The sequence below is a fragment of the Flavihumibacter sp. genome, assembly GCF_036676075.1.
GTDB lineage: Bacteria > Bacteroidota > Bacteroidia > Chitinophagales > Chitinophagaceae > Flavihumibacter.
Genome location: NZ_JAKFDQ010000007.1, coordinates 357,411 through 370,526, shown reverse-complemented (window position 1 = coordinate 370,526; position 13,116 = coordinate 357,411). Strand labels below are relative to the sequence as shown.

The window sequence follows — 13,116 nt, the reverse complement described above, 5'->3', positions numbered from 1 at the left end:
TCAGAGCTCCGCGAGTGTAAAAACATCATGACTGCGTATACCCCTATCTGTAAGTTGTAATGTACAGCATTCTATTTGCGGATCATGTTCAAAGAAAAGGATATAATCATTCCGGACAGCTTCTTCAAGGAATAATCTCTTTTCAGTAAGTGTGGTAAGGGGAAACATGTCATAGGCCATCACATATGGCAGCGGAATATGCGCGGCAGCGGGCAGGAGATCAGCCATAAAAACAATGGTCTTATCGTTATAACGGATCTGTGGCAGCATCATGGAATTCGTATGTCCGCTTACAAACCGTAAATCAATATTTTCATTAAAAGGAGTTCTTAAAATATTCTCCGGTGGTGATGACATCCAGTTGTTCCGGGAACTTCCATTAGCATAGGGCAGGTCAATGAATTGTAGTTGTCCGCTTTCTTTAATGGGGAGAATATTCTCCTTCAGGAATGATGCTTTCTCGCGATCATTGGGTTCAACAGCCCAGGTCCAGTGTTCTTCATTACTCCAGTAAACTGCATTGGGAAATGCGGGTAGCAATTTCTCGCCCACACGAATTATACTTCCACCACAATGGTCAAAATGCAGATGTGTCAGAATAACATCAGTTATATCTTCCCGGTTAAATCCGTGCTTTGCCAATGATCTGTCAAGGCTTGCCTCGCCATGTAGATGGTAATGTCCAAGGAATTTGGCATCCTGTTTATCCCCTATTCCATTATCCACCAAAATCAACCTCTTACCATCTTCTATCAGCAGGCATCGCATACTCCAGCTGCAAAGATTGTTCTCGTCTGCTGCATTGAGTTTGTTCCAGATAGTTTTTGGAACAACTCCGAACATGGCTCCTCCATCAAGTTTGAAATTTCCCGTATCAATGGTGTATAGACGCATAATGCTTATCGTAAACTTTTTTGGTATAGAGTAATGCAAATAGGCCTAAGACAAAAAATACACCCAGTGCTACTATCGAATTGCGCATACTCCCGGTTAACTCTTCCATATAGCCGAATGTAAAGATGCCGATAACAATTGCGATCTTTTCGGTTACATCGTAAAAGCTGAAAAAGGAAGTTGTATCTTTTGTTTCAGGGATCAATTTTGAATAGGTACTTCTGCTCATACTCTGGATTCCCCCCATAACCAATCCAACTCCGCTGGCCAGAAAATAAAACTGCATATGCGTCTGAACAAAATATCCTCCTACACAGATGCCGATCCAGAGTATAACTGAAAGAATAAGAACATTCAGGTTTCCAATATATTTCGAAAGCCGGCTCATTATGATTGCTCCCACCATGGCTACCAACTGTATAAGAATAATGGTGATCAGCAATTTCGGTTCGTCATCCGGGTTGGGGAATATGGTCTTCTTGGCAAATCCGGCGGCTACCAGCATTACTGTTTGTACCCCCATACTATATAGGAAAAAGGCAAACAGGAAACGGCGCAGAGCAGGCATATGTTTTAATTGATTCCATACCAGTTGCAGCTCATGAAAACCATTCACCAGAACATGTTTTTTGGCCTGTCTTTCTTCCTTACTGGTCTCGGGCATCACACGAAGCGTTAGCTGCGCGAAACCAAACCACCAAAGTCCAACCAACAGAAATGATATCCTTGCGCCGATGGTTTTATCCGTTTCATCCAGCCCGAAGAGACCGGGTTTCAGGATCACAACAAAGCAGATTATCTGCAGTAATACACTTCCTATATAGCCCAGTGCAAATCCTTTGGCACTTATCCTGTCCTGGTCTTCAGGGGCAGCAATATCAGGTAAATAGGAATTATAGAACACTATACTGGACCAATAGCCCAGGGCAGCGATGGCGAACATGATGATACCGTATTCGATGCGCGTGGGGGTAAAGAAAAATAGTGATACACAGGCTGCCGAACCAAGAAAACAAAATGCCCGCAGGTAACTTTTTTTGTTTCTTTTATAATCAGCGATAGAAGAAAGTATGGGCGAGCTGAAGGCCACAATCAGGAACACCACCGCAAGTGCATAGTCTATGAGGGCTGTATTCACAAATTCGCGTCCGAAGAAGTTGACTTTATGGTCACCATTGCCGTTTCCGGTACTACTGATGGCAACAAAATAAGCGGGGAAAATGGTGGAGGTGATGACCAGGTTATAGGCACTGTTTGCCCAATCATACATTGCCCAGCCATTTATAACTTTCTTGGGAGCAGTAACCATATTTGAGGTTTGTTAAATGATACCCGTCCACAGCAATATAAGAAGAATTATCCCTGCTGCAATCCGGTAGTAACCGAACCAGCGGAATCCATGTTTCTGGAGAAAGCCAATAAAAAATTTTATGGCAAGCAACGCCACAATAAAGGCAACAATATTTCCTACCGCGAATGCCATCATATTATCTGGTGATGCAAGCAGCATTTCATATCCTTTCTGTTCCCGTCCACCGTCAGCCTGCCAGTTTTTAAGGATAAGTGAATATCCTGTTGCGGCAGCCATGGTTGGAACAGCGAGGAAAAAAGAGAATTCTGCAGCAACATTCCTTGACAATTTTTGCTGCATACCACCAATGATAGAAGCGGCACTACGGCTCACACCAGGTATCATTGCTATACATTGCCATGCGCCTATTATCATGGCCCGGCCAATGCTTATATCTTTTTCTTCCCTGATCAGCGGATGTTGAAAATACCTGTCAATAAAGATGAGAACAATTCCGCCCACAAGCAGTGAAATAGCCACTGTAAGCGGACTCTCCAGCATGGCGTCAATCTGGTCCGAAAAAAGGAAGCCTAATACCAATGCCGGTATCACTGCCATCACAAGCTTGATATAAAAGCTGAAACTTTTGAAATCAACAAACTTCTTCCAATAGAGTACCACAACCGCCAGTATTGCGCCCAATTGTATGGCTACTTCAAATAGTTTGGTAAATTCTTCTTTATGTATGCCCAGCAATGTGCTGGCAATGATCATATGGCCGGTAGAGGACACGGGAAGGAACTCCGTCAATCCTTCAACGATGGCAACGATGACGGCTTCAAAAATACTCATGTGGTAATCAGGCTTTTTTTGGCTTCCTGAAGATCGCTACCACTTCCAGGGCGAGGCCCGCCAAAATAAGAATGGGTGCGATTGTGATCCTTGTGGTGCTATAAACCTCTTTCTGGTCAAATACACCGGCATCTGAACTTTTACCACCTGCCATCAGGAGCATACCCAATGCAATTACTGCAATTCCAGCGATCATGAAAATATAGTTCTCTTTCCCAAACAAGCTTTCAGAAGTGTGGGTGTGAATGGTTTTGGTGGCTTTCTTCGACATAACTTATTTTAAATATTGCAATATAAATCTTACTTCTTACCTCTTACCTCTTACCTGTTTTACCTCTTACCTGTTTTACCTCTTACCTCTAGTAAAGGTCGTCCAGCTTCATCTTCAGGTACTTGATTACGCTGCGATGTGTACTTAATAAAGATATCAGGATACCCAGAATAATGATTCCTCCTCCAAGCAGTAATAACCAGGTCATATCGCGCATGGCCTTAAGCTCTGGCAATTGCTTTTCAGCGAAAATGATAAGGGCAATAATTCCCGCAACAGCAATGAGTCCGGCAAAAAGACCGTTAATGATCGCCCTCATATCCATTGGCTTGGCAATAAATCCACGGGTAGCACCTACCATCTGCATGGTTTTGATCAGAAATCTATTGCTGAACATGGCCAGCCTGATGGTATTATCAATAAGCACGATCACCACTATGCACAAAACAATGGCGATGATAAGCAATACAAGGCTGATTTTTTGAACATTCTGGTTAAGGTTATCAACCAGAGATTTCGGGTATTGGACATCGTTTACACCGATATTCTGCTCCAGGTCAGTAGCAATGGCTGAAAGAGAATCGGAATGAACATATTGGTTACGCAGCTTGAAATCGATACTGGCCGGCAGGGGATTGGCATCAAGAATATTCTTCCAGTCGTCATTGCCATCTGCCATGAATTTGTCACGCGCCAGGTCTTTGGTAACATATTCGTATTCTTTTACGTATGGCTTATCTGCTATATATTGTACCAGTGCAATACTGTCTTTAGCGCTGATATTTTCGCGCAGGTATACCCTTACTTCCACATTTTCCTTGAAGTATTGTCCCAGTTTGTTGGCATTGATCACGATCCAGCCAAGCAGACCAAGAATGAAGAGCACCAGCGAAACGCCCAGGATGGACATGAAGTAAGATGGTTGGGAACGTTTTGCGGATGATTTTCCGATTTGCGTCATGTTTTCAATTTTCAGTGGGTTAGTACCGTATCAATGGGGACAAAAATAGCGGTTTTACCGGTTCAGTTTGTATTTTTGTGCCCCACTAAACGATTGTGACCAGCAGTATTATTGCGGGTTTGAACGCATCCCCTCAATTTTAGGCTGGTTTTCACATTTGCGGAATTTACCGAATACCAATCAACGAGCAACAAATCAATGGACTACAGCTTCAGGCAGATCGAAAAAAAATGGCAGCAGCAATGGAAAGAATCCAATGCATACCAGGTATCCAACATTTCGGATAAACCGAAATGTTATGTGCTTGACATGTTTCCTTATCCAAGTGGATCAGGATTGCATGTAGGTCATCCGCTCGGGTATATTGCCAGTGATATCTACAGCCGCTTTAAGAGACTTAAAGGGTATAATGTGTTGCACCCGATGGGTTATGACGCGTTCGGACTTCCGGCAGAGCAGTATGCTATCGAACATGGTGTTCATCCTGCCCTGAGTACAGAACAGAACATAGCAACCTTCCGCAAGCAACTTGATAATATAGGCTTCTGTTTCGACTGGAGTCGCGAAGTGAGAACTTGTGAACCGGAATATTACCGCTGGACGCAGTGGATCTTTCTTCAGTTATTTAAATCCTGGTACAACAGGCAGCTTTCCCGCGCCGAGCCAATTGAGCAGCTTGTTTCGATATTTGAGAAAGAAGGAAATATTTCGCATATATGTCCGGGTGAACCTTCAATTGTTTTTTCGGCAACCGAATGGAAAGCGTTTACCGAGAAATACCAACAGGAGGTTCTCATGCATTACCGCCTTGCTTATTGTGGATATGGTGAGGTGAACTGGTGCGAAGCGCTTGGTACTGTACTTGCCAATGACGAAGTGATCAATGGATTGAGTGAAAGGGGAGGACATCCCGTGGTAAAGAAAAAACTCCGGCAATGGTATCTCCGTATCACGGAATATGCTGATCGCCTTCTGGAAGGTTTGGAACGGATCGATTTCTCTGATGCTATGAAAGAAATGCAGACCAACTGGATCGGCAAAAGCTATGGTGCAGAAATTGATTTCGAAGTAAAACTTTCCGGAGCGGGAAGTAATGCACCATCCTCCAAACTCAGGGTTTACACAACCCGTCCTGATACCATTTTTGGAGTTGACTTTATGGTTGTTGCACCAGAACTGGAAATCGTGGAATCCCTGAAATCAACAGAACAGGCAAACGATGTTGATGCATATCTTGATTATGTGAAAAGCCGGAGTGAAAGGGAGCGTATGGCTGAGAAAAAGATCAGCGGTGTGTTTACAGGTTCCTATGCTATCAATCCATTCAATGGCCGCGAGATCCCAATCTGGATATCAGAATATGTACTTGCCGGTTATGGCACGGGCGCTATCATGGCTGTCCCTTGTGGAGATGAGCGAGACCATAAATTTGCCGAGCATTTCAATATTCCCATCACTAACATTATCGGAGAATTCTATGATGGGAAGGAAGCCAATCCAACCAAGGATGCTTTATTAATGAACAGTGATTTTCTTACAGGTGTTCAGATGCGCGAAGCCATTCAGATCGTAAATGAGAAGATAGAGCTGATGGGTATCGGCAAACGCAAGGTAAACTTCCGTATGCGCGATGCAGCATTCAGCCGGCAGCGTTATTGGGGTGAACCATTCCCCATAAAGTGGAAGGATGGCGTAGCCATTTCTTTGCCTGAATCGGAACTTCCCCTGGAACTGCCACATGTTGATAGTTATAAGCCTGGTCCGGAAGGTGAGGGCCCGCTTGCCAATATTCCGGAATGGGTAGCAAGGGAACTTGAAACCAATACTATGCCTGGCTATGCCGGCTCTTCCTGGTATTTCCTGCGTTATATGGATCCGCAAAATGATGCTGCATTCTGCGATCGCAAAGTCAGCGACTATTGGGGGCAGGTTGATATATATATTGGAGGAACAGAGCATGCAGTGGGGCATCTCCTGTATAGCCGTATGTGGACCAAAGCCTTGTATGACCTCGGATACCTTGGTTTTGATGAGCCCTATAGGAAACTTGTGAACCAGGGAATGATACAGGGTAGCAGCCGCTTTGTATATCGCCTCCACGGATCCCAAACATATATCTCAAAAGGCTTGCTGAGTAATGAAGAAACTTACCAGGGTAAACCTGTTGATAAGATCCATGTTGATGTCAATATTGTTGATGGATATGAACTTGATATAGATGCATTCAGGGGTTGGAGACCGGATTGTTCTGCTGCTGAATTCATACTTGAAGATGGCAGGTACATATGCGGCAGCGAAGTGGAAAAGATGTCCAAGTCAAAATTCAATACGGTCAATCCGGATCATATCGTTGAAAGATTTGGAGCCGATACTTTCCGTATGTATGAAATGTTCCTTGGGCCGGTTGAAGTCAGCAAGCCATGGGATACAAAAGGCATTGAAGGGGTCCATCGTTTCCTGAAAAAATTATGGAGACTTTTTTTTGACGAGGAAAAAGGTTTACTGTTAACAGAATCCGAACCTACAGCTGCAGAACTTAAAATATTACATAAGACCATTCGGAAAATTGAAGAGGATACTGAAAGATTTTCTTTCAATACTGCTGTAAGTTCTTTCATGATCTGTGTTAATGAACTCAATGATCTGAAATGTCGCAAGAAAGCAGTACTTGAGCAATTGCTCATTCTGCTTACGCCTTATGCACCTCATGTCAGTGAAGAATTATGGCATCAGATCGGGAATGAAGGAAGCGTTCTGGATGCAAGCTTCCCTATCTTCAAAGAAGAATTTGTAAAGGAATCAGCAAAGGCATATCCGGTTGCTATAAATGGTAAAACCAGGACTGAAATTACCATTGCCCTTGACGCCGACCAACAGCAGGTTGAGAGCCTTGTGATGGCAGATGATACCGTCATTAAGTGGCTGGAAGGTAAACCAGCGAAGAAGATAATCTATGTAAAAAACAAAATGATCAATGTGGTAGTGTAGAGAAGGGGTTGAAATTGCGTAACTTTAAGGCAGTTCTTTTCATAAAATTCATTAAAATGGAAACAGCCGAAGTTAACCCCAGTACGTCAACTTCTCCCGCGCTGAACCAGGCTCGGATGGAGAAGTTTTTAGAAAGAGTTGTATCCGATTTTGGCGCCGCATTCAGCACTACGCTGAGCTTTATTGGCGACAAACTGGGCCTTTACAAAGCCATGGCTTTTGAAGGCCCGATGAATTCAGAGACCCTAGCAAAAAAGACCGGTACCACTGAACGCTATGTTCGGGAATGGCTGATCAACCAGGCAGCTGGCGGCTACATTGATTACGATCCTGAAACAGGCAAATATTCCCTCCCCGACGAGCATGCTATTGCATTAACTGACACCGAAAGTCCATTCTATGTTGCTGGTGGGTTCCAGGTAGTAAGTTCCCTTCAGAAAGCAGAGGAGAGAATTACTACCATTTTCCAGACCGGAGAAGGTATGCTCTGGGGCGAACACCATCATGATCTTTTTGAAGGAACAGAAAGATTCTTCCGGCCCAGTTATACCGGAAACCTGGTGCACGACTGGCTTCCCGCATTGGATGGAGTGGTAGAAAAGTTGCAGAAGGGAGCTATGGTAGCTGACATTGGATGCGGCCATGGAGCTTCTACAATGATCATGGCGAAAGCATTTCCTAATGCTGTTTTCACCGGCTACGACAATCATGGGCCTTCCATTGAAAAGGCTAAGGCCCATGCATCCGGCGAGAAGATTCCCAACGTAAAATTCCAGACCGCCTCCGCGCAGGATTTTCCTGATCATTCCTTTGACCTGATCTGTTATTTTGATTGCCTGCATGATATGGGCGACCCCGTTGGCGCATTGAAACATGCATATCAATGCCTTGATAATGATGGTACCATCATGGTAATTGAACCAATGGCAGGCAAACAGGCAGAAGAAAATTTCAACCCGGTTGGCAGGGTTTATTCCGGAGCCTCAGTACTTTGTTGTTCACCAAATGCAATGGCTTCAGGAGGTTATGTGCTGGGCACAGTTGCATCGGATTCTGCATTGGAAGAAGTGGCCCGTAAAGCAGGATTCACCCGGTTCAGGAGAGCAACGGATGCGCCATTTAACAGGGTATTCGAAATCAGGAAATAATGGGCTGATTATTGTTCACCTGGCTTTGGCCGCATTATCCTTACCATGGCACTACTTTGCTCATTGGCAAAGAGACGTGCCTCGTATCGCTTGTCACCAACAATTGCAACCATCAGGGAAGTGTTCGGAGGAATACTTCCCAAATTTTCTGCCACCATCACCAATTCATTGTCTTCACCCAGTTCGTCGGCATTCAGACGTATAGTATAGGGTTGATCAGTAAGCCGGATATGTTGAAACAATAATTTGCCATTCAGGAATAATGCAATTGAATCACCATCCACCTGGGCATTATCATAAAAGCGCAGTTCAATTGTTTGGGCAGTAATCGGAATAACTGTTTGCAGTACGTTTTTACGCGCTGTGAATTTTGTTTCATTTACCGAAGGGGTCGGTTTGGCAGGTGCGGCCACAACCTGGGTTTCAACTGTGTCGGGTTTTACCGTTGGGGGAGGGGTTATTACTGTTGTTGTTACTGCAGGTGTTGTTACTGCAGGTGTTGATGAAGCCGGAGCTGTGACTACAGGTGCGGTGCCATCATTTTTTTGTGCGCCGGGTTTAATGGCAACCGCATCAAGGGAAGGTTCTTCCGGTATCTTCGACCCGATTCCCATATTGCTGATGCTGTCAATTAATTCAGGATCATTGGTACCCACCAGATAATTGTCAATGATGAAATCCCATTCATCGGGGAATAAAGGTTTTTTTCTTTTCTCCAACTGAACGGAACCATTGCGAATGGATTTATTGTCGCGGTTGGAACTCTCACCATCAAGGTACATCTCTTCACCACCCGGACAATTGAAATCAGCCACCATCAATTGGGCTGCAGGGTCGGCGCTGATCTGCAATAATCCTTTTTTACCCTTTTCTTCCAACAGCATTTCATCCCACCAGATAACTGAATTGGTAGCAGGATCAAAATGACCTTTTATACTGTATCTTTTGAAAGCATTCCTGTTGTGATAATAATATGCAACACCCACAAGGTTATCGCCGCTTTTGATCAGCTTGATCTCCGTATTACTGCCATTGATCTTCCCCCTCCACACACCCGTAATATTCTGAGCAAAAAGATTGCTGCAAAGGGTGGTAAACAGCATTAGTGAAAAGACCAGGCAGAGTTGCTTCATGTTGCGATTGTTTCCATGCTAAGCTAACGAGTGGTTCTGATAACTAGTATAAACAATATCATAAAAAAAGACCGGACATTAGTCCGGTCCAAATCTTACCTCCAAATCTTACTTCTTACCTCTTACCTCTTACCTCTTACCTCTAAAAGGCTTTCTTCCCCTTATTCTCCTCAACGGTCTTCAACATTTCCTTAACAGCTGTTTCGATTTGTGGATCGCGACCATTCAGGAAATCTTCATATGATAAGGGTACCCGAATATCCGGCTCTAACTGCAGGTTTTCGGTTGGCCGGCCCTCTTTGCCAATTGTAGCAACCATAGGTATGCCGAATACAATGGTTGGATCAATCTGTTGCTCCCACCATACGGCTGTTCCTGTTCCGGGTACCGGCATCCCAATTAATTTACCAACTCCATTTTGCTTATAAACATAAGGGAAGATGAATGCATCACTATAATTGCTTTCACTCATCACAACACAACTTGGCTTTGACCACCGGCCCATTGGCTCACCATCTTTCAGGCGATTTCCCTGTGGAGCGAAATCCAGGTATTTTTTTCCACTTAAAAAAGTATAAAGGTCGTCATGCAGCCAGCCGCCACCATTAAAACGTGTGTCAACCACCAATGCCTCCTTGTCAAAATTCTTTCCCAGCACAGCATCAAAGGTGTTACGGAAACTTCCGTCATTCATTCCCTGTACATGTACATAACCAACTTTTCCACCACTTAGCTTGTTGACCATTTCGTCCATCTTCTTCACCCAGCGCTTATACATGAGGGTTGCTTCATCGTTGAAACTGATGGGCTTAACCGTTTCTTCCCACCGCTTGCCTGTTGAAGGATCATATACGTGCAGCAGTGTGTTCCTTCCTTCCTTACGGTTCAATAGGGCCGCCCAGTCATTTTTATCACTGATAGCTTCTCCATCGATCTTTTCAATCACCATGCCTGCTCTTAGCTTACTGGTTGATTTATCAAGAGGACCGCCTTCAATAACCTCTGTAACTTTCAATCCATCGCCCGTTGAAGTTTCATCATAAAGCAAACCTAAAACTGCAGTGGCATCCGGATTCTGCGCCTGTGGTGAATAACGGCCACCAGTATGGGAAGCATTCAGTTCCCCTAATAATTCACTCAACAGTTCCTGGTAGTCATAGTTGTTAGCTATATGCGGAAGGAATTTTGCATAATCGGTTTTTAAACCTTTCCAGTCGATACCATGAATGGAAGGATCATAGAATTTCTTTTGCACCTGTCTCCAGGTATGATCATAAATGTATTCCCGTTCCTTATACGCATTCAGTACCATTTCGCCATTAATGGAGATTGGCGTTACCTTACCTGCATCATCAACTTTTACAAGGGAACCTTTATTGGTTACGAATAATGATTTACCATCCTTGCTTACCCTGATTCCACTCGGCGTTCCACCGAGTTTAGCGAGGATCTTTGTTTCCCTGGTGCGCGGTTCTGTTACCCAGAGGTCATAGCCTTTTTCAAATGAAGCGAGATAAAAGATCTTACTGCCATCATTACTTACCACATAATCAGCAATAGTGGATGAATTAATGGTGAGTCTCTCCACCCTGTTCTCAAGATTATCAACCAGGGGTGTCCAGGAAGGTTTCTCAGGCGAAGGAACTTTATTATCCTGCTTTTTATTTTTATCTTTCTTTGCGTTATCGCTTGCCGAATCACTCTTCTCAGATTTTTGTTTTTCCTCTTTTTCTTTATCTTCTTTCTCTTTCAGAAGTGCATACTCTTCTTTGCTGAGTTTGAATTTATCATAGAGTTCCTGGTCAAGGAAACCTGCATAGATATCCACTTCCCGGCTTCCCTGCATGGCCAGCGATTTGCGGCCTTCCCTTGAACTTACCCATGTCAGCACCTTGCCATCCTGTGACCATTTCATATTGCCCTGCCCGAAACCACTCTTGAGCGGATGCATGATACCGTTAGAACCATCGGCTTTGATCAGTGCCATATTACCTGTGAACCAGTTGCCTTCTCCATCATCGGAAATGATCCACTTTCCATCCGGACTCCAATTGAAATTCCAGTCTCCATCCGCATAGGAATAATTTCGTCCTACTGGTAATAAGGTCCGGGTTTTCTTGCTGACAGTATTATACACCTTGAGGATGTTTCTCTCTGCCACATAAGCGATCTCTTTTCCATCCGGCGAAAATTTTGGCTGGTATTCTTCCTCCTCGGTTGCAATCAGCGGTTCCTCATTAATAACGGTGGATGCATAGAAATAGGGTTCTTCTTTTCTGCTAATCGTTGCCTTATATATATCCCAGTTATCATTTCGCTCAGCAGCATAAATCAGGCTTCTTCCATCGGGGCTCCACTGAACCATTCTCTCCTGCTGGGGAGTATTGGTGATTCTTTTCGTCTGTACTCCTTCCACGCTCGTTACAAAGATCTCACCGCGTGTAACAAAGGCGATCTCTTTTCCATTTGGTGATAGTTCAAATTGTGTAACATTACCATTGATGGAAACATTTTTTTCCACTCCTGCACGTCCATCATTGAATATCTGGATCGGTACTTTGGTGGGTGCTGCACCCTCTTTTAGTGTATAGATCTCACCATCGTAGGTGAAGCAAAGTGTATTGTCTCCTCCAATACTCAGATGCCTTACCGGATGCCTTTGCAGTTGGGTAATCTGCTGCTCTGCCATTTTATTTCGTACAGGTGTTTTATAAATATTCTGCGAACCATTTTTTTCACTCAGGTAATAAACAAACTCGTCATCCTTGCTAAAAACAGGTTCACGGTCTTCTCCTTCATAGCCGCTTATCTGGCGAAATGTTTTTCCTGTGGTCTCCATGATCCAGATATCACGGGTTACAGATGAGTTATGATGTTTGCGCCATGCATCTTCATAGCCTTTCCTGTCCTGGAATACGATTTGGTTTCCCTTGCTGTTATAACGGGCAAATTCCATTCCGGCGGATGTAATAAGTTTATTACGTCCACCATTAACCGAAACTGAATAGAGATTCATGAAAAGCCTCGGACTATAGAAACGGATATTCTTTTCCGGAATATTCCGTGCGCTTCCAAAAATCACTTCCTTATTGTCGGGTGTAAAATCATAGGGATAATCAGGAGCGCTATGCCAGGTGAGGCGGGTAGGAGTACCGCCTGTTGCAGGCATGGAGAAAACATCGAAATTTCCATGCCGGTCTGAAGAGAAAGCTATGGTCTTTCCATCACGGCTCCATACCGGCATCATATCATGTGCCTCGTGAATAGTGAGCGGAACGGCCACACCACCGCTTGCATCAACCCGGTAAATATCGCCTTTGTAACCAAATGCAATTGTTTTACCATCCGGACTGATAGCAGGGTATCGCATCCACAATGGGTTCTCCTGGCCAAGGGCAGGTGCCAATGCCATAAAAAAAAGCAGGGCAGATAATAACGATTTCATATTTCAGCTGTTTAGTACTATTAAAGTTATAGGTGAACCGGGCAATGAAGTGCAGCGCTTTCACAATCGTTCTAAAAAGATTATGAGTGGCAGAATCATTACTTAAACAAATGAAGCAGGCGAGGGCCGGCTT

The 13,116-nt window shown here is 44.1% G+C and carries 9 protein-coding genes; 2 read left to right on the top strand and 7 right to left on the bottom strand.

The genetic code is table 11. The features are described from left to right. The 5 genes from V6M43_RS04375 to V6M43_RS04355 all read right to left on the bottom strand — a co-directional run bounded on the left by V6M43_RS04375 (position 1) and on the right by V6M43_RS04355 (position 4,269). Positions 1-894, bottom strand: a complete 894-nt coding sequence (locus tag V6M43_RS04375) for an MBL fold metallo-hydrolase (protein WP_332732813.1) — start codon at positions 892-894, stop codon at positions 1-3. Next, positions 875-2,203 carry an MFS transporter gene (locus tag V6M43_RS04370; RefSeq protein WP_332732812.1) on the bottom strand — a complete coding sequence of 443 codons (1,329 nt, stop codon included), beginning with the start codon at positions 2,201-2,203 and terminating at the stop codon, positions 875-877. The genes V6M43_RS04375 and V6M43_RS04370 overlap by 20 nt, the downstream gene beginning before the upstream one ends. Before the next feature lie 12 nt (positions 2,204-2,215). Continuing rightward, positions 2,216-3,037, bottom strand: coding sequence for an undecaprenyl-diphosphate phosphatase (locus V6M43_RS04365; RefSeq protein WP_332732811.1), 822 nt, complete (start codon positions 3,035-3,037; stop codon positions 2,216-2,218). A gap of 7 nt (positions 3,038-3,044) precedes the next feature. Next, on the bottom strand, positions 3,045-3,308 hold the full coding sequence (locus V6M43_RS04360; protein ID WP_052323782.1) for a DUF3098 domain-containing protein: 264 nt from the start codon (positions 3,306-3,308) through the stop codon (positions 3,045-3,047). An 88-nt stretch (positions 3,309-3,396) separates the two neighbouring features. After that, the gene (locus V6M43_RS04355) at positions 3,397-4,269 is read right to left on the bottom strand and encodes a cell division protein FtsX (protein WP_332732810.1); all 873 of its coding nucleotides are present in this window, start codon (positions 4,267-4,269) and stop codon (positions 3,397-3,399) included. 198 nt (positions 4,270-4,467) lie between these two features. Between V6M43_RS04355 and leuS the strand changes: the two genes are divergently transcribed. Both leuS and V6M43_RS04345 read left to right on the top strand, forming a co-directional pair. Beyond that, positions 4,468-7,257 carry a leucine--tRNA ligase gene (gene leuS / locus V6M43_RS04350; protein ID WP_332732809.1) on the top strand — a complete coding sequence of 930 codons (2,790 nt, stop codon included), beginning with the start codon at positions 4,468-4,470 and terminating at the stop codon, positions 7,255-7,257. Positions 7,258-7,313: 56 nt separating this feature from the next. Next, the gene (locus V6M43_RS04345; RefSeq protein WP_332732808.1) at positions 7,314-8,405 is read left to right on the top strand and encodes a class I SAM-dependent methyltransferase; all 1,092 of its coding nucleotides are present in this window, start codon (positions 7,314-7,316) and stop codon (positions 8,403-8,405) included. 8 nt (positions 8,406-8,413) lie between these two features. Here V6M43_RS04345 and V6M43_RS04340 read toward each other — a convergent pair whose 3' ends face one another. Together V6M43_RS04340 and V6M43_RS04335 are read right to left on the bottom strand one after the other, a co-directional pair. Then, positions 8,414-9,538 (bottom strand): hypothetical protein, encoded by a 1,125-nt coding sequence (locus tag V6M43_RS04340; protein ID WP_332732807.1) that lies wholly within the window; start codon positions 9,536-9,538, stop codon positions 8,414-8,416. A gap of 142 nt (positions 9,539-9,680) precedes the next feature. Further along, on the bottom strand, positions 9,681-12,983 hold the full coding sequence (locus V6M43_RS04335; RefSeq protein WP_332732806.1) for a S41 family peptidase: 3,303 nt from the start codon (positions 12,981-12,983) through the stop codon (positions 9,681-9,683). Between the last annotated feature and the right edge of the window lie 133 nt (positions 12,984-13,116).

Bases quoted from the DNA above. Each gene is read 5' to 3' on its own strand.
- V6M43_RS04375 (WP_332732813.1), bottom strand. From the start codon at position 894: ATGCGTCTATACACCATTGATACGGGAAATTTCAAACTTGATGGAGGA.
- V6M43_RS04370 (WP_332732812.1), bottom strand. From the start codon at position 2,203: ATGGTTACTGCTCCCAAGAAAGTTATAAATGGCTGGGCAATGTATGAT.
- V6M43_RS04365 (WP_332732811.1), bottom strand. From the start codon at position 3,037: ATGAGTATTTTTGAAGCCGTCATCGTTGCCATCGTTGAAGGATTGACG.
- V6M43_RS04360 (WP_052323782.1), bottom strand. From the start codon at position 3,308: ATGTCGAAGAAAGCCACCAAAACCATTCACACCCACACTTCTGAAAGC.
- V6M43_RS04355 (WP_332732810.1), bottom strand. From the start codon at position 4,269: ATGACGCAAATCGGAAAATCATCCGCAAAACGTTCCCAACCATCTTAC.
- leuS (WP_332732809.1), top strand. From the start codon at position 4,468: ATGGACTACAGCTTCAGGCAGATCGAAAAAAAATGGCAGCAGCAATGG.
- V6M43_RS04345 (WP_332732808.1), top strand. From the start codon at position 7,314: ATGGAAACAGCCGAAGTTAACCCCAGTACGTCAACTTCTCCCGCGCTG.
- V6M43_RS04340 (WP_332732807.1), bottom strand. From the start codon at position 9,538: ATGAAGCAACTCTGCCTGGTCTTTTCACTAATGCTGTTTACCACCCTT.
- V6M43_RS04335 (WP_332732806.1), bottom strand. From the start codon at position 12,983: ATGAAATCGTTATTATCTGCCCTGCTTTTTTTTATGGCATTGGCACCT.